Source organism: Lentzea chajnantorensis (genome assembly GCF_054300775.1).
In genome coordinates, this window is record NZ_JBSDZT010000002.1 from 1,185,275 (window position 1) to 1,201,714 (window position 16,440).

14 protein-coding genes are annotated in these 16,440 nt (G+C 69.7%); 8 read left to right on the plus strand and 6 right to left on the minus strand.

Annotated features, from left to right (window positions below):
* Positions 1–12: 12 nt before the first annotated feature.
* Positions 13–2,103, minus strand: a complete 2,091-nt coding sequence (locus ACVDFE_RS06440; RefSeq protein ID WP_458429867.1) for a transglycosylase domain-containing protein — start codon at positions 2,101–2,103, stop codon at positions 13–15.
* A gap of 798 nt (positions 2,104–2,901) precedes the next feature.
* On the minus strand, positions 2,902–3,300 hold the full coding sequence (locus ACVDFE_RS06445; RefSeq protein WP_360393909.1) for a DUF5318 domain-containing protein: 399 nt from the start codon (positions 3,298–3,300) through the stop codon (positions 2,902–2,904).
* 164 nt (positions 3,301–3,464) lie between these two features.
* Between ACVDFE_RS06445 and ACVDFE_RS06450 the strand changes: the two genes are divergently transcribed.
* Together ACVDFE_RS06450 and ACVDFE_RS06455 are read left to right on the plus strand one after the other, a co-directional pair.
* Complete coding sequence (locus tag ACVDFE_RS06450) at positions 3,465–4,001, plus strand: PadR family transcriptional regulator (RefSeq protein ID WP_360393912.1); 537 nt, start codon at positions 3,465–3,467, stop codon at positions 3,999–4,001.
* A 30-nt stretch (positions 4,002–4,031) separates the two neighbouring features.
* Entirely contained in the window at positions 4,032–5,114 is a 1,083-nt protein-coding gene (locus ACVDFE_RS06455; RefSeq protein WP_360393915.1) for an inositol-3-phosphate synthase, read from the plus strand.
* 58 nt (positions 5,115–5,172) lie between these two features.
* On the opposite strand, the gene ACVDFE_RS06460 is transcribed toward ACVDFE_RS06455, so the two are convergent.
* Together ACVDFE_RS06460 and ACVDFE_RS06465 are read right to left on the minus strand one after the other, a co-directional pair.
* Positions 5,173–5,907, minus strand: coding sequence for an SDR family NAD(P)-dependent oxidoreductase (locus ACVDFE_RS06460; protein ID WP_458429868.1), 735 nt, complete (start codon positions 5,905–5,907; stop codon positions 5,173–5,175).
* Between the two features lie 83 nt (positions 5,908–5,990).
* Positions 5,991–6,617 (minus strand): HAD family hydrolase, encoded by a 627-nt coding sequence (locus tag ACVDFE_RS06465; RefSeq protein WP_360393925.1) that lies wholly within the window; start codon positions 6,615–6,617, stop codon positions 5,991–5,993.
* A gap of 64 nt (positions 6,618–6,681) precedes the next feature.
* On the opposite strand from ACVDFE_RS06465, the gene ACVDFE_RS06470 reads away from it, so the two are divergent.
* From ACVDFE_RS06470 to ACVDFE_RS06485, 4 genes are all read left to right on the plus strand, one after another.
* Complete coding sequence (locus ACVDFE_RS06470) at positions 6,682–7,848, plus strand: MFS transporter (protein WP_360393928.1); 1,167 nt, start codon at positions 6,682–6,684, stop codon at positions 7,846–7,848.
* 57 nt (positions 7,849–7,905) lie between these two features.
* A complete protein-coding gene (locus ACVDFE_RS06475; RefSeq protein ID WP_458429869.1) occupies positions 7,906–9,954 on the plus strand; it encodes a PhoX family protein in 2,049 nt (682 codons plus the stop codon).
* A 129-nt stretch (positions 9,955–10,083) separates the two neighbouring features.
* Positions 10,084–12,186, plus strand: coding sequence for a PhoX family protein (locus ACVDFE_RS06480; RefSeq protein ID WP_458429870.1), 2,103 nt, complete (start codon positions 10,084–10,086; stop codon positions 12,184–12,186).
* A 104-nt stretch (positions 12,187–12,290) separates the two neighbouring features.
* Positions 12,291–12,830 carry a DUF3455 domain-containing protein gene (locus ACVDFE_RS06485; RefSeq protein ID WP_458429871.1) on the plus strand — a complete coding sequence of 180 codons (540 nt, stop codon included), beginning with the start codon at positions 12,291–12,293 and terminating at the stop codon, positions 12,828–12,830.
* On the opposite strand, the gene ACVDFE_RS06490 is transcribed toward ACVDFE_RS06485, so the two are convergent.
* Complete coding sequence (locus ACVDFE_RS06490) at positions 12,803–13,978, minus strand: MFS transporter (RefSeq protein ID WP_458429872.1); 1,176 nt, start codon at positions 13,976–13,978, stop codon at positions 12,803–12,805. The two genes, ACVDFE_RS06485 and ACVDFE_RS06490, sit on opposite strands and share 28 nt — an antisense overlap.
* A 12-nt stretch (positions 13,979–13,990) precedes the next feature.
* Here ACVDFE_RS06490 and ACVDFE_RS06495 point away from each other — a divergent pair, with 12 nt between their 5' ends.
* The gene (locus tag ACVDFE_RS06495; RefSeq protein WP_458429873.1) at positions 13,991–14,668 is read left to right on the plus strand and encodes an SDR family oxidoreductase; all 678 of its coding nucleotides are present in this window, start codon (positions 13,991–13,993) and stop codon (positions 14,666–14,668) included.
* Positions 14,669–14,699: 31 nt separating this feature from the next.
* Here the strand turns inward: ACVDFE_RS06495 and ACVDFE_RS06500 are convergent, their stop codons facing one another.
* The gene (locus ACVDFE_RS06500; RefSeq protein WP_458429874.1) at positions 14,700–16,013 is read right to left on the minus strand and encodes an amidohydrolase family protein; all 1,314 of its coding nucleotides are present in this window, start codon (positions 16,011–16,013) and stop codon (positions 14,700–14,702) included.
* Between the two features lie 295 nt (positions 16,014–16,308).
* Between ACVDFE_RS06500 and ACVDFE_RS06505 the strand changes: the two genes are divergently transcribed.
* Positions 16,309–16,440 carry a hypothetical protein gene (locus tag ACVDFE_RS06505; RefSeq protein WP_360393946.1) on the plus strand — a complete coding sequence of 44 codons (132 nt, stop codon included), beginning with the start codon at positions 16,309–16,311 and terminating at the stop codon, positions 16,438–16,440.

Sequence of the window (16,440 nt, forward strand, 5' to 3'; positions counted from 1 at the left end):
ACAGCGGAACTGCTACGTGTCACCAGGGTCTCGGCCACCCGTGGGGTTGCCGGGTCCTGGCTTCGTGGTCGTCGGCTTGGTGCCCGACGGCGGGCACGGCAGGATGCCGCAGTTGCCGTTGTCCGGGTCGGTCGTCTTGGTCGGCGGCGTCCGCGTCGGCTCGGTGGTCGTCGTGTTCGTCTGCGTGCTCGGAGCGGTGTTCGACACCGGCGCCTTGGACGGCGGCGGCGGGTTGAAGTTGCCGAGCGGCCTGGGCTTCGCGAACGACTCCTTCTGGTAGCCGTCCAGCGCGGCGTCCATGAACTTCTTCCAGATCAGACCGGGCAGGCCCGAGCCGAAGACCGGCTTGCCCGACCGGTCCCTGATCGGCTGGTCGCCCTTGTCCTTGCCGACCCACACGGAGGTGGACAGCTGCGGCGTGTAGCCGACCATCCAGGCCTTCGAGTTCTGGTCCTTGCTCTCGGGGAGCTCGTGCGTACCGGTCTTGCCGGCGCACGGGCGGCTCGCCGCGCACGCGATCTTGCCGGTCGGGATCTCCTTCAACGTCTCGGTGACGTTGTCGGCGATGTCGCGGCTCTTCTCCTCGACCGGGTCGAACGCCGGCGTGCTCTTGTCCACGTGCTGGTAGAGCAGGTCGCCGTTCGGCGCCTCGATCTTCGTCACGAAGAACGGCGGGCGGTACATGCCGCGGGCGGCGAAGGTCGCGTACGCCGAGGCCATGTCGAACGGACGGACGCGGGCGTTGTCCGCACCGATGGAGATACCGGTGTTGGGCGGACCGCCGCCTTCGCCGACGAGCGTCTGGAACGGCTTGCCGTCGTACGGCACCGTCTCCGGGATGCCGGCCGCGTGGGCCGCGTCCGCGACCGCCTTGGGGCCGGTGTCGTTCGCCACCATGTCGTAGAACACGGTGTTGAGCGACTCCTTCATGGCCTGCTTGATCGGGCACTGCGGGCCGCAGGTGCTGCTGGAGGCGTTGCGGATCTCGACGCCGGCGATCTTGCGCGGCGAGGTGCCGTCGTAGGTGTCGCCGATGCCCTTGCCGATCTTCAGGGCCGCCACGAGGTCGAACGGCTTGAACGACGAGCCGGCCTCCTGGATCGTGCCCTTCGCGTAGTCAATGCCCTTCAGGCCGTCCTTGCCCGGGTAGTACGCCCGGACCGCGCCCGTGGTCGGGTCGATCGCGCTGAGCGAGGTGCGCAGGTCGGGGTCCTCGCCGTTCATCACGGCGTTGACCGCTTCGACCGCGGCGTTCTGCATCTTCGGGTCGACCGTCGTGTGGACGGTGACGCCGACCTTCTGCGCGCGCTCCATGGTCAGGCCGACCATGTCGCTGTCGATCTCGTTCTGGACCTGCTGGCTCACGCGGGCGAGCGGACCCTCGAGGCTCTGCGGCTGGGTCTCCTCGAACGGCAGCGGGACCGGGACCTTCTGGGCGTCGTAGTAGGCCTGGTCGATCCAGCCCTTCTGGAGCATCTGCCCCATCACGAACTCCCAGCGCCCCTGCGCGTGGTCCTTGTCCTCGGAGTACGACGGCAGCTGGATCATGCCCGCGATGTAGGCGGCCTCGGAAGGAGTGAGGTCCTTCATCTCCTTCTTGTAGTAGACCTGGGCGGCGGCCTTCATGCCGTTCGCGCCACGACCGAAGTACACCGTGTTGAGGTACGCGGTGAGGATCGTGTTGTGGTCCGACTCGTTGCTCATCTTGTAGGCCTTGACGAGCTCGGTGAACTTGCGGGTGAGAGTCGCTTCTTCTTTGCCCGTGGCCTTCTTGATGTACTGCTGGGTCAGGCCGGAACCACCCGAGCTGCCGCCGGTCGCCTGGATCCACACGGCGCGGACGATGGCCTTCGCGTCGAAGCCGGGGTTCTCGTAGAAGTTCGCGTCCTCCGCGGCGAGCACCGCGTGCTTGACGTTGTCCGGGATCTCCTCGTAGGTCAGCATCGTGCGGTTCTGACCGGGCGAGGTGATCTTGCCCATCTCCGAGCCGTCGGAGTACTTCAGCGTGATCGTCTTGTCCTGGTCGGCCGCGATCTCGTCCGGGCGCGGCCAGTTCACGAGCGGGTACGCCACGGCGACGGCGATCACCGGACCGAGGATCATCAGTCCGAGCGCGACGAAGGCACCGATCCGGACGCGCTTCCAGATCTTCTTCTTGCGCAGGCGGCGCTCCTCCTCCTCGGTGAGCTTCCGGCTCGTCGTCGTCGTAGTACTCGTCGTCGTCGACCGGTGCGCCGGCGAGCAGGAACTCGTCGTCGGGCTCGCGGTGGGTCAGCAGGTCGGGTTCGCGCTGCGCCGGCGGCCGGTTGACCGGGGGCAGCTGCGTGGTCCGCTCCTCACCGGGCTTGCGCGGGGGAACGCCGGGGCGGCCGGGACCACCCTGCGGGCCGGCGGGACCACCGGGGCCACCGGGGCCACCGGGGCGGCGGGCGCCGGGAGGCGGTGGGACCGGCATGCCACCGGGCGGCGTGGGCGGGCGACCGCCGGGACCGCCTGGACCCTGACCACCGGGACCACCGGGACCTTGACCACCGGGGCTGCCGGGACCAGGTGCACCGGGACCGCCCTGCGGACGGCCGGGACCACCCTGGGGCCCGCCAGGGGCGCCCTGGGGTCCGCCTGGTCCGTTCGGGCGGCGTGGGGGCTGCTGCTGTGGGAAACCACCGGGCGGCGTGCCACCCTGGGGAGGGCGTGCGAAACCGCCGGGCGGAGTGCCCGGTCGCGGCTGATTCGGGGCATCGCGCCTGCCGCCGTCCGGGTCGTCCCCGGTCGGCCACTGCGGCTCGCCGCCGCGCTGCCTGTCATCATGCTGGTCGTTCACGTGAAAAGGCCTCCCAGACCGGCGTGCATCAGCACACGGTTCGGTGGTCGTACTTCGTTCGCAGCAGGCTCACCGGTGGTTCACTCCGCCGCAGTCCTCCTGCGTGGCTTTTCCAGCCCACGCTTCCCCAGGACGTATGACTGCACCAGGTGGTTCCAACTGCATGTGCGACAGACTTCCACCACGTACACGGTGAACTCGTCGAAGAGGGTTGCCATGCGCGCGAGTTCTTCAGCTGTGCGGGCCGAGCCGGTCGCGTGCTTCAGCTCGTCACCGTAGACCCACGACACGTGGGTCAGCGGTTCCTTGCGGCACACCGGGCACGGCACGTCCGTCTGCGTGCCGTGGAACTTCGCAGCTCGGAGCAGGTAGGGGCTCGCGTCGCAGACCTCCATGGTGCCCGTCCGGCCGGAGTAGACCTCGGCCAGCAGCGCACGCCGCTGCAGCGAGTAGTCCACGACCTGCCGTTGGGTCAACACGTGACCAGAGTACGTGCCGAGTCCTTTCCGATGATGGGCCGTTCAGGGCAGCAGGGTCCGGGGCGGTATCACGGTGTGCCACATCCCACAACGAAGAGGGGTCCACGATGTATCGCGTCGATATAATCACCTCACCTATCGGTGCAGGTGCGAGGAGGTGACTCGTGTTCGAGTTCGCGCTGCTCGGCCTGCTGCACGAGGCGCCCATGCACGGCTACGAGCTGCGCAAGCGCTTGCACGACCTGCTCGGAGCGTTTCGCGCGTTCTCCTACGGATCGCTGTACCCAACACTGCGGCGACTCCAGCGTGCGGGCCTGATCGTGGAGGAAGGGCCGGAGGAGTCGGCCCTTGCTTGGGGACGTCGGGCACGCAAGGTCTACAAGCTCACTCCGGAAGGCAAGGAGAGGTTCGCCGACATGCTCGTCAACGCGGGTCCGCAGACCTGGGACGACGACTCGTTCGGCGTGCACCTGGCGTTCTTCTCGCGGACGCCGGCCGACGTCAGGATCCGCATCCTGGAAGGCCGGCGGCGGTGTGTCGAGGAACGCAGGGAGGGGCTGCGGGAGCGGCTCACGCGCACGGGTGAGCAGATCGACCGCTACACCCGTGAGCTGCACCGGCTGGGCCTGGAGGGCACGGAGCGCGAGGTGCGGTGGCTCAACGAGCTCATCGCGCACGAACAGTCCGAGCAGGACGAGTAGTACTCACCGTTGATCAAGGAGGACTGGGCAATGGGCGGAAATCGCCGCACCGTTCGCGTGGCCATCGTCGGGGTTGGCAACTGCGCGGCGTCGCTGGTGCAGGGCGTCCACTACTACCGGGACGCCGACCCGAGCACCCGCGTGCCCGGCCTGATGCACGTGCAGTTCGGCGACTACCACGTGCGCGACGTCGAGTTCGTCGCCGCGTTCGACGTCGATGCGAAGAAGGTCGGTGTCGACCTGGCCGAGGCGATCGTGGCCAGCCAGAACAACACGATCAAGATCGCGGACGTGCCGCCGCTGGGCGTGGTCGTGCAGCGCGGGCACACGTTCGACGGTCTCGGCCGCTTCTACCGCGAGACGATCGAGGAGTCCGACTCCGAGCCGGTCGACGTGGTCGCGGCGCTGCGCGAGGCCGAGGTCGACGTGCTGGTCTCGTACCTGCCCGTGGGCTCGGAGGAGGCCGACCGCTTCTACGCCCAGTGCGCGATCGACGCGGGTGTGGCGTTCGTCAACGCCCTGCCGGTGTTCATCGCCTCGGACCCGGAGTGGGCCGAGAAGTTCCGCGCGGCCGGCGTGCCGATCGTGGGTGACGACATCAAGTCGCAGGTCGGCGCCACCATCACGCACCGCGTGCTGGCCAAGCTCTTCGAGGACCGCGGCGTCCAGCTCGACCGCACCATGCAGCTGAACGTGGGCGGCAACATGGACTTCCTCAACATGAAGGAGCTGGAGCGCCTGGAGTCCAAGAAGGTCTCCAAGACCCAGTCCGTCACCTCGCAGCTGTCCCGCGACATCGGCAAGGACAACGTCCACATCGGCCCGTCCGACTACGTGGCGTGGCTCGACGACCGCAAGTGGGCGTACGTGCGCCTCGAAGGCCGCGCGTTCGGCGACGTGCCGCTGAACCTGGAGTACAAGCTGGAGGTCTGGGACTCCCCGAACTCCGCGGGCATCATCATCGACGCCGTGCGCGCCGCGAAGATCGCCCTGGACCGCGGTGTCGGCGGCCCGATCCTCTCGGCGTCGTCGTACTTCATGAAGTCCCCGCCCGTGCAGTACTCGGACTCCGAGGCCCACGCGGCCGTCGAGGCCTTCATCCGCGGCGAGTGATGTCCGGTCGTCTGCAAGTACCACCAACACGGGTGTTGGTGGTACTTGCAGACGCCGTTCAGCGCTTCGAGAGGCGCAGCCTCTGCCAGGTGCCGTCCGCGGTCCAGCCGCCGTCCACCGGCAACGCCACCCCGTTGACGTACTTCGAGCCGTCACCCGCGAGGAACCGCACGGCCTGCGCGATGTCGTCCGGCGCCGCGAACCGCCCCATCGGCACGTGGTCCGTGATGTCGTCGTCCACGTAGTACCCGCCGGCCTGCGACTCGACGTCCATCTCCGTCTTGACCCAGCCGGGGCACACCGCGTTGACCCTGATCCCCCGCCCGCCCCACTCGACGGCGAGCGTGCGCGTCAACCCGATCAACCCGTGCTTCGTCGTGTTGTACGCCGCCCGGTCCGCCACCCCCCGCAACCCGGCGACGGACGCGATGTTGACGACACTGCCGCTGCGCTGCGCGAGCATCACCTTGCCCAGCGCCTGCGTGAGCAGGAACGGTCCGGTCAGGTTGACCGCCATGATCTGCTGCCACTGCTCCAGCGTGGTGTCCTCGAACGGCACGATGCCGGCGATCCCCGCGTTGTTGACCAGCACGTCCACCCGCCCGTAGGTGCTCGTGACGTGCTCGGTGAGGCGCTGCACGTCCTGGGCGTCGGCGACGTTGCCGACGATCCCGCCCTCGCTCTCCCGCAGGTCGAACCCGACGACGGTGAACCCGTCCGCGCGCAGCACCTCGGCGATGCTCCGGCCCATGCCCTGCGCCGTGCCGGTCACCACAGCCACTCGTTGCGTCATGCGGGCCACGCTAGGCACCGCGCGGGCGCGGCGGGAGATGTGCGCACTGTGGTCTGGTGCTCAGCACCAGTCTTCGCGGCCGGTTACGCGAGCGCGTCCGGCAGGTCGGAGATCGACTCCAGCACCGTCACCTGGGCCAGCACGTCCTCCGCAGGCGGGAAGTGCGGGTTCGGCACGGCCAGCACGGTCATCCCGGCCGCCAGCGCGGCCTTCAACCCGTTCGTCGAGTCCTCCACGGCATAGCAACGAGCCGGGTCGACGCCCAACCGCGAAGCCGCCAGCAGGTACACGTCCGGCGACGGCTTCCCGGCGGCGCAGGACTCCGACGACACCGCCACGGGCACCGGCAACCCGGTCACGTCCAGGAACACCCTGATCAGCACGGCCGGCGCGGACGAGGCGATCGCCACCGGGAAACGGGACGCCACCGAGCGGACCGCGTCCACGGCGCCGGGGATCACCGGCAGGTGCGCCGCGTAGGCCTTCTCCATCTCCGCGATCACCCCGGCGGAGGCCTCGTCCGCCGACAGCCGGACGCCCAGCGACACCAGGTAGGCGCCCCACTCGGGTGTCGACATGCCCTGCATCGCCCTGGTCGCCTCGGCGGTCCACGTGCCGCCGTGCGCCGCCGCGAATGCCCGGCGCACCTCGTCCCACACCTGCTCGGAGTCGATCAGCACGCCGTCGAGGTCGAAGATCACCGCTTCCACGACGAGAACCGTACTGTGACGCGTTGTGCTTCGCCATGCTAAGTAAATCTGTTAGGGTAGCTAAGTGAATTTCAAGGCTCAGCCCAAACAGGTGTGGATCACTGCTTTCGCAGCCGTGATCGCCTTCATGGGGATCGGGCTCGTGGACCCGATCCTGTTGTCCATCGCAGAGGGTCTGCACGCAACACCGTCGCAGGTCACCCTCCTCTTCTCCTCCTACCTCGGCGTGCAGGTCGTGGCGATGCTCTTCACGGGCGCGGCGACGGCGCGGTTCGGCGCCAAGCGCACGCTCGTCGGCGGGCTCGCGCTGATCGTGGTCGCCACGCTGGCGTGTTCGGCGGCGGGGAGCATCGGTCAGCTCGTCGGTCTCCGCGCGGTCTGGGGGCTCGGCAACGCGTTCTTCATCGCGACCGCGCTCAGCGTCATCGTCGGTGCGGCCAGCGGCGGGCAGAAGGGGGCGATCCTGCTCTACGAGGCCGCGCTCGGGCTCGGTCTGAGCGTCGGGCCGCTGCTCGGGGCGTTGCTCGGCAGCTTCTCGTGGCGCGGGCCGTTCCTCGGCACCGCCGTCCTCATGGCCGTCGCACTGGTCCTCTGTGCAACGTTCCTGGCTCGGGACGCGCACCACGAACGCCAGAAGATCGGCGTGCTCGACCCGCTCAAGGCGCTGCGGCACCCCGTTCTGCTGCGCACCTCCATCGGCGCGGCGCTCTACACGGCCGCGTTCTTCACGGTCCTGGCGTGGTCGCCGTTCGTGCTGCAGTGGGGTGCCGTCGAGATCGGGCTCATCTTCTTCGGCTGGGGCGTGTGCGTCGCCGTCTCCAGCGTCTTCCTCGCGCCGCGGCTCGCGGACCGCTTCGGTGAGAAGAGCGCGGTCATCGGGTCGGTGCTCGCGTTCGCCGCGCTGATGCTGCTGATGGCGGTGCCGAGCAAGCCGCTGCTGGTGGTCGCCGTGATCGTCAGCGGTGTCGTCAGCGGGCTGCTGAACACGCTGTTCACCGGCGCCGCGATGAGCGTCAGCGACGCGCCGCGGCCGGTGGCGAGCGCCGGGTACAACTTCCTGCGCTGGCTCGGTGGCGCGCTGGCGGCGACGTTCGTCAGCCACCTCGCGCAGCCGTTCGTCGTCGCGGCGGTGCTGTGCGCAGGCGCGGCGGTGCTGCTGGCGTTCAACCGCACGGACACGCACGAGGTACCGACGGAAGTCGTGATTGCCGGTGAGCAGCTAGTCGGTTAACGAAGGGTGAACTACGGTCGGTCGCGGTTCCCGAACCGACCGTAGGAGGCCCCCACCATGATCCCTCTGCCGCTCGTCAACCACCGGATCGGCAGAGCAGCGGTGACATGCGAGTACCGCTGCGGGGACGCGTGCTTCCACGACGTCCCGAACACCTCCGGCAACTCCTACTTCGGCGACCTCGTCAGCCGCCGCACCGCCCTCAGGGCCGGTGCCGTGGTCGCCGCCGCCGCGACGGTCGCACTGCCCGCGACCGCTGCCGCCGCCGCTGACGACGTTGTCACCACCGCCGCCCAGCCCGAGGCGCAGGGACACCGCCCGCCCAGGGGCCTCGACTTCACGCCGGTCGAGGTCAACACCAAGGACGAGGTCGTCGTCCCGGAGGGGTACGAGCAGGCGGTCGTGATCCGCTGGGGCGACCCGCTGTTCCCCGGCGTCCCCGACTTCGACTTCGACGACCAGACGGCCGCCAAGCAGGAGAAGCAGTTCGGCTTCAACTGCGACTTCGCCGCGATCCTGCCGCTGGACCCGCTGGAGCTGAGCGGGATCATGGTCACGAACCACGAGTACACCAGCGAGCCGTTCATGTTCCGCGGCTACGACCCGAACAACCCCACCGAGGAGCAGGTCAAGATCGCCTGGGCCGCGCACGGCCTGTCGGTGTTCATGATCAAGCGGTCGTACTTCTCCGGCCACTACCGGCCGCGGTTCAGCAGGTACAACCGCCGCATCACCCTCAACACGCCGTTCGAGGTGCGCGGCCCGGTCGCCGGCAGCGACCTGCTGAAGACCTCCGCCGACCCCACCGGCAGGAAGGTCCTCGGCACGATCAACAACTGCTCCGGCGGCGTCACGCCGTGGGGCACGATCCTGTCCGGCGAGGAGAACTTCAACCAGTACTTCGCCAACGCCGCCACCCGCAACGACCCGCGGCTGAGCCGCTACGGCGTCACCGGCACGGCGACCACGCGCAAGTGGGAGCGCTTCGACAAGCGCTGGGACCTCGCGCAGGAACCCAACGAGGTCAACAGGTTCGGCTGGGTCATCGAGCTCGACCCGCACGACCCGGACTCGACGCCGGTCAAGCACACGCACCTCGGCCGCTTCAAGCACGAGACCGCGAACATCCGCGTCGCAGAGGACGGCCGCGTGGTCGCGTACTCCGGTGACGACGAGCGGTTCGAGTACATCTACAAGTTCGTCTCCACCGGGAAGATGAAGCCGGGCAAGAGCAAGGCCGCGCGCCGGCACAACATGACGCTGCTCGACGACGGCACGCTCTACGTCGCGCGGTTCACCGGCGACAGCCCGGTCTCGGAGATCGACGGCACCGGCAAGCTGCCCAGCGACGGCAGGTTCGACGGCACCGGCGAGTGGATTCCGCTGGCCGCGGGCACCAGGTCGTTCGTGCCGGGCATGACCGCCGAGGAGGTGTACGTCTTCACGCGCATCGCGGCGGACAAGGTCGGCGCGACGAAGATGGACCGCCCCGAGGACATCGAGTGCCACCCGCGCACCGGCACCGTCTACTGCGCGCTCAGCAACAACGTCGAACGCGGCGTCACCCCCGGCAGGGAGGGCGCGACCGAGCCGAACCCGCGCGTGAACAACCGGCACGGGCAGGTGCTGGAGCTGACCGAGCGCAAGGGCGACGCGCTCGCGCTGACGTTCGACTGGGACCTGTTCCTGGTCTGCGGCTTCCCCGAGGACCCGAACACGTACTTCGGCGGGTACGACAAGTCCCAGGTGAGCCCGATCTCCAGTCCGGACAACGTGGCGTTCGACCGCTTCGGCAACCTGTGGATCTCCACGGACGCCGACGGCAAGCTCAACGGGCTGAACGACGGCCTCTACGGCGTGCCGCTGGAGGGTCCGGAACGCGGTCACCTCAAGCTGTTCCTCACGGTCCCGCGCGGCGCCGAGACGTGCGGCCCGGTGATCGGCGAGCGGGTCATCACCGTGTGCGTGCAGCACCCCGGTGAGGTGGACGGCGCGAGCGCCGACAAGCCCGTCTCGAACTGGCCGGACCGCGGTACGAGCCGGCCGCGCCCGTCGGTCGTCGCGGTGTGGCGCAAGGGCCGTCGTCAGCTCGGTGAGATCGGCTGATCACCCTGCGTGCCGTGGTCTTTCGGGAGTAGTACGAGTTCGCCTGCCGTTCACCTGCTGGACGGCGGGCGATCTCGTTGGGCTCTTAGGTTCGGCCAGTTCCCACACTGACCGATCTCGGAGGCCTGCGTGTCCTCACCCACCGATCGGGGCCGCCGCCTGCTGCCCCTGCTCCCGACGAACCACCCGCTCGGGCGTCAGGCCGTCACCTGCGAGTTCCGCTGCGGCAACGCGTGTGCGCACGAGGCGCCCAACTCGTCGCGCAACGCCTACTTCGGCGACGTCGTCAAGGAGGTCGTGAGCCGCCGCGGCATGCTGAAGGCGGGTGCGGTCGTCGCCGCCGCCGGTGCCGGCGCGCTGGCGTTCTCCGGTGCGGCTGCCGCTGCCCCGGCGCACACCGGCGCCGAGGCCCTCGGCCGCGGCCACGGCGGTGGCAAGGACCCCGGCGGTCTCAACTTCGAGCCGGTGGCGCCCAACACCCTCGACCAGCTCAGCGTTCCGCAGGGGTTCCAGCAGGACGTCGTCATCCGCTGGGGTGACGCGGTGCTGGACGACGCGCCGAAGTTCGACTTCGACAACCAGACGCCGGAGGCGCAGGCCAAGCAGTTCGGCTTCAACAACGACTTCTGCGGCCTCGTCCCGGTGCCGGGCGACCCCAACAGCTGGCTCATGGTGAGCAACCACGAGTACACGACCGAGTCGTTCATGTTCAAGGACTGGTCGTCCACGACGATCACCGAGAAGCACGCCAAGATCGCGTGGGCCGCGCACGGCCTGTCGGTCGTGATGGTCGACCGCGACCCGCGCACCGGCCGGCTCTTCGTCTGCCCGGACGACAAGAAGAAGTACAACCGCCGCATCACCCTCACCACGCCGTTCGAGGTGAAGGGCCCGGCCGCCGGCTCGAAGCACCTGAGGACCTCCGCCGACCCGACCGGCCGCAGGGTGCTGGGCACGCAGAACAACTGCGCCGGTGGCGTCACGCCGTGGGGCACGATCCTGTCCGGCGAGGAGAACTTCAACCAGTACTTCGCCAACGGCGGCACCGTGACCGACCCGGACACGAAGGCCAAGTTCGCCCGCTACGGCATCAGCGGCGGCGCGACCCTGCGCCAGTGGGAGCGCTTCGACAAGCGCTTCGACCTGGCCCAGGAACCCAACGAGGCCAACCGCTTCGGCTGGATCGTCGAGATCGACCCGCTGGACAAGAACTCGACGCCGGTCAAGCACACCGCGCTCGGCCGCTTCAAGCACGAGGGCGCGAACGTCATCGTCGCCAAGGACGGCCGCGTGGTCGCGTACATGGGCGACGACGAGCGCTTCGACTACATGTACAAGTTCGTCTCCGACGAGAAGATGCAGAAGGGCCAGTCGAAGCGCGCCCGCGAGCACAACAAGCAGTTGCTGGACAAGGGAACGCTGTACGTCGCGCGCTTCTCCGGCGACAGCCCGGCCGCCGAGATCGACGGCACCGGCAAGCTCCCCGCCGACGGCGAGTTCGACGGCACCGGCGAGTGGATCCCGCTGGCGCACAACGACAGGTCGTTCGTGCCCGGCTTCACCGCCGAGGAGGTCTACGTCTTCACGCGCCTGGCCGCCGACAAGGTGGGCGCCACGAAGATGGACCGCCCGGAGGACGTCGAGCCCTCGACGCACAACCGCCGGATCTACGCCGCGCTCACCAACAACACCGACCGCGGCAAGGCCGGCAAGGAGGGCCCGACCGAGATCAACCCGCGCAACGGCAACAAGCACGGCCACGTGCTGGAGATCGAGGAGCGCCGCAGCGACAACACGGCGACCACGTTCTCGTGGAAGCTGCTGCTGGTCTGCGGTGACCCCAACGACCCCGGCACGTACTTCGGCGGGTTCGACAAGTCCCAGGTCAGCGCGATCTCCTGCCCGGACAACGTCGCGTTCGACACGCACGGCAACCTGTGGATCTCCACGGACGGCAACGCGCTGGGCTCCAACGACGGCCTGTTCGCGGTGCCGGTCGAGGGCAAGCGCCGCGGTCAGGTGAAGCAGTTCCTCACCGTGCCGCGGGGTGCGGAGACGTGCGGCCCGGTCATCACCGAGGACTTCGTCCTGGTGTCGGTGCAGCACCCCGGTGAGATCGACGGGGCGTCGGCGAACAACCCGCTGTCGCACTGGCCGGACGGCGGCACGTCCCAGCCGCGTCCGTCCGTCGCGGTGGTGTGGCGCAAGGACCGTCGCAAGATCTGCGACTGACCCGAGGCCGACCGGTGCGGCCACCCGTCCCGTGACGGGTGGCCGTGCCACCGGCTGAGACGGTACTGAACCGGCCCGGAAACCGGCCCGTAGCCCACGGTGTGATGAAACGTGCTGGCTTGGTCCTGGTCTCGTCGACCCTCCTGGGCATCCTCGCGGGAGGCGTGGGCTCCACCGCCGCGCCGACCCCGGACCTCCTCGGTGACTCCGCCGTGCGGACCGCACCCGCGGTCCAGGTCCCGCCCGGTCACCGGCTCGCCGCCAAGTTCTACGCCAAGGGCGTGCAGACCTACAGCTGCACGGCAGGTGCGTGGAAGGGCCTGGAACCCGCCGCCACCCTGGCCGACCGGCTCGGCCGGGCCGTGGGCCTGCACAGCCGCGGCCCGATCTGGGTGTCCACCGTGGACGGCAGCGCGGTCGAGGCCGCCCCGGTCGACGGTGCCCGCAACGAGGTGCAGGGCGCTGTTCCCGAACTGTTGCTGCAGGCCAAGTCCACCAGGGGCACCGGCGTGTTCTCCGGCGTCAGCTACGTGCAGCGGCTCGCCACCAAGGGCGGCGTCGCACCCGCGGGCAGCTGCACCGAGGGCGCCCAGACGTCCGTGCACTACGAGGCGCTCTACACCTTCTCCGTGCCCGCCCGCTGAACCAGCGCCACCACCGCTGCGCTGACCATCGTGATGCCGACGACCCACAGGCCGGTCTTCTGCGTCCCGGTGAGGTCGCGCAGCCACCCGGTGACGTAGGGCGCGGCGAACCCGCTCACGTTGCCCAGCGAGTTGATCAACGCGATCCCGCCGGCCGCCGCCGTGCCGCCCAGGAAGCTCGTGGGCAGCGCCCAGAACGTGGGCAGGGCGGCGCAGACGCCGATGGCGCACACCGAGACCGCCACCATCGCCGCGACGGGGTGCTCCAGGTGCAGCGCCACGGGGATCGCCGCGCCACCGAGCAGCATCGGCGCGGCGACGTGCCACTTCCGCTCCCCGGTGCGGTCGCCGTGCCTGGCCCACAGGACCATGGCGACCGCGCCGAGGACGTACGGGATGGCGTTGATCAGCCCGCGTTCGACGACGCCCGCACCCGGCGCGAGGCCCTTGATGATCGTCGGCAAGAAGAACCCCAGCGTGTACAGGCCGTACACGATGCCGAAGTACACGAAGCTCAACGCCAGGACGCGCGGGTGCGTGAGCGCCTTGCGCAGCGGCCAGTGCTCCTCCGCGGGCTGCTCGACGGCCTCCTCCGGCTTGTCCGGCAGCCAGAACCAGGTGACGAACGCCAGCGCGATGGCGGGCAGCCCCTCGACCAGGAACATCGTGCGCCAGTCCGTCCACTGGATCAGCAGCCCGCTGAGCGTGGCGCCCAGCGCCGTCGAGATCGGCACCGCGACCATGAACATCGCGACGACCTTCGCCCGGTCCTCCTGCGGGTACCAGTACGTCAGGTACAGGATGATCCCGGGGAAGAACCCGGCCTCCGCCACACCCAGCAGGAACCGCAGCACGATCAGCACGGTCCCGTTGGGCACGAACGCCATCGCGCTCGCCAGCACACCCCAGCTGATCATGATCCGCGCGATCCACCTGCGGGCGCCGAACCGGTGCAGCGCCAGGTTGCTGGGCACCTCCAGCAGCAGGTAGCCGAGGAAGAACACGCCGGAGGCGAACCCGAACACCGTCGCGGTGAGCTGGAGCTCCTCCGACATGCCGTTCGGCCCGGCGAACCCGATGTTGACCCGGTCCAGGTAGTTGATGAAGTAGAGCAGGCACAGGTACGGCAGGATCAGCTTCTTCGGCACTACAGTTCCCCCATGACTGATCGTCCGGTCGCCCTCGTCACCGGGGCCTCCAGCGGAATCGGCTCGGCCATCGCCAGAAGTCTGGCCCCGACCCACGACCTGTTGCTAGGCGGACGCGACGAAACGTCCCTCTCGCTGCTCGCCGCCGAGCTCCCAGGAGCGCAGGCCTGGCCGTTCGACCTGACGAACACCGCCTCCGCCGACCTCGGCGCGCTCCCCCGCCTGGACGTGCTGGTCCACAGCGCCGGCGTGGCGGTCCTCGGCCCGCTCGCCGAGGCCACGGAGGACGACTGGCGCAAGACCTTCGAGGTCAACGTCTTCGCCGTCGCCGCGCTGACGCAGCTGCTGCTGCCCCGGCTCCGCGAAGCCTCCGGCCAGGTCGTGCTGATCAACTCCGGCGCCGGTCTGCGCGTCAACCCGGGCTGGGGCGTCTACGCGGCCTCGAAGTTCGCACTCCGCGCCTACGCCGACGCCCTGCGCGCCGACGAGCCCGCACTGCGCGTGACCTCGATCTTCCCCGGCCGCACGGACACGCCGATGCAGCAGGACGTGCGGCGCCAGGAGGGCGGCGACTACGACGCCACCCAGTACCTGGACGCGGCCTCGGTGGGGCGGGCGGTGGCGTCGGCCGTGCTGGCCACGCCGGACGCCCACATCACCGAGCTGGTCCTCCGTCCACAGCCCCGCTGAAGTTGTCCACAGGATTGTCAACAGCCTGTGGCTAGTGGCTGACGCTCCGGAGTCGCTGCGCGACCGCCGTCACGCCGGCCTGCGCCTCCTGCCGGTCCACCCGCGTCGACTCCCCACCGGCGACGACGTGGTCGCCCGCCACCCACACGTCCGTGACCCGGCGCGAGCCCGCCGCCCAGACCAGGTTCGCCAGCAGCTGGTCGTCCGGCGCGTCCAGACCGGTCGCGAACGCGGGGTCGTCGGCGTCGACGTGCACGACGTCGGCCCAGCGACCGGTCTCCAGCGCGCCGATGTCGTCGCGGCTCAACGCGTCGGCGCCGCCGCGGGTGGCCATCAGCAACGCCTGGGCGGCGCCGAGTGCGGTGGCGTCCATGGCCGAGGCGCGGGCGAAGAGGGCGGCGAGGCGGGCCGCGGCGAGGAGGTCGAGGTCGTCGCTCGACGCGGGGCCGTCGGTGCCGAGGCCGACGTGCACGCCGGCGGTCAGCAGGTCGCGGACCCGTGCGATGCCCGAGGCGAGCTTCGCGTTCGAGGCGGGGCAGTGGGCCACGCCGACGCCGAACGACGCGTACAGGGCGATGTCGTCGTCGGACAGGTGCACGGAGTGCGCGGACAGCACGCGGCCGCCGAGCACGTCCGAGGCCTTCAGCAGTGCCGGCACCGAGCCGAACTCCGCGCGGGCGGCCTCGTCCTCGAACGGCGACTCGGCCACGTGCACCATGAACAGCGCGCCGCGGGCCCGTGCCTCCTGCGCGATGGCCGTCAGCTGCGGGGCCGACAGCGTGTAGGCGGAGTGCGGCCCGTAGGCCAGCTCGACCCGCTCGCCGGGGCCGAAGCGCAGGCCGTCGGCGTCGATCCAGGCGGAGATCTCGCCGGTCAGCGCCTTCCAGTCCATGCCGGGCACGTCGAGGATCGCCCCGCCGAACACCACCCGCGAGCCGGCCGCCAGCACCGACGACACCAGCTCGGGACCGTGGAAGTACATCTCGGCCGAGGTCGTCACGCCGTGCCGCAGCATCTCCACGGCGCCCAGCAGCATGCCGGTGCCGATGTCCGCCGGCGTCATCCGCGCCTCGTTCGGCCACATCTGCTCCTGCAGCCAGCGCAGCAGCGGCAGGTCGGAGCCCAGACCGCGCAGCACCGTCATCGGGCTGTGCGCGTGGGTGTTCACCAGACCGGGCATCAGGATGCCGGACAACGAACGGACCTCGCCGTCGAAGGCGGGCGCGTCCGAGAGCGGGCCCACGTGGGTGATGCGGCCGTCGACCACGTCCACGACCGCGTCGCGCAGGACGGAGCAGGACGGGTCGCAGGGCAGGACCACGGGGGCGTGCAGACGCAGTGACATGCGGAGGATCCTGCCATTGTGATGCCGATCACAAACATGCATAGGTGGGCGAAGTGGGGGAATCCCGTCCCTGTCGGGCGCGGGCCGACCCCCAGGGTCCGCCCCGACCAAAAACTTCACCCCATCCAAGGGGCCCGTCGCGTCGCGCGACGGGCCTTTTGTGCATCCCGCGCAACCGCGGGTGCGGCCCCGGCGTCACTTGATCATGTCGAAGAAGCCGTGCACGTCCCGTGGAGACCTCCGGCGCGCACAGAAGCCCGCCACCCCCAAGCCGCCCACCCGGCGCTGAGTTGGCATGATCACCTCGCACGGGTACGGGCGTGATCATGCGGAGGCATCAGTGGCCGACATCGACCCACAGAACGACGACCAGCTCACCGATGTCGAGATGACGCAGGAGTTCGACGTCATCCGCGACGACAGCTGA

Bases quoted from the DNA above. Each gene is read 5' to 3' on its own strand.
- ACVDFE_RS06440 (WP_458429867.1), bottom strand. From the start codon at position 2,103: ATGATCCTCGGTCCGGTGATCGCCGTCGCCGTGGCGTACCCGCTCGTG.
- ACVDFE_RS06455 (WP_360393915.1), top strand. From the start codon at position 4,032: ATGGGCGGAAATCGCCGCACCGTTCGCGTGGCCATCGTCGGGGTTGGC.
- ACVDFE_RS06460 (WP_458429868.1), bottom strand. From the start codon at position 5,907: ATGACGCAACGAGTGGCTGTGGTGACCGGCACGGCGCAGGGCATGGGC.
- ACVDFE_RS06475 (WP_458429869.1), top strand. From the start codon at position 7,906: ATGATCCCTCTGCCGCTCGTCAACCACCGGATCGGCAGAGCAGCGGTG.
- ACVDFE_RS06485 (WP_458429871.1), top strand. From the start codon at position 12,291: ATGAAACGTGCTGGCTTGGTCCTGGTCTCGTCGACCCTCCTGGGCATC.
- ACVDFE_RS06495 (WP_458429873.1), top strand. From the start codon at position 13,991: ATGACTGATCGTCCGGTCGCCCTCGTCACCGGGGCCTCCAGCGGAATC.
- ACVDFE_RS06500 (WP_458429874.1), bottom strand. From the start codon at position 16,013: ATGTCACTGCGTCTGCACGCCCCCGTGGTCCTGCCCTGCGACCCGTCC.
- ACVDFE_RS06505 (WP_360393946.1), top strand. From the start codon at position 16,309: ATGATCACCTCGCACGGGTACGGGCGTGATCATGCGGAGGCATCAGTG.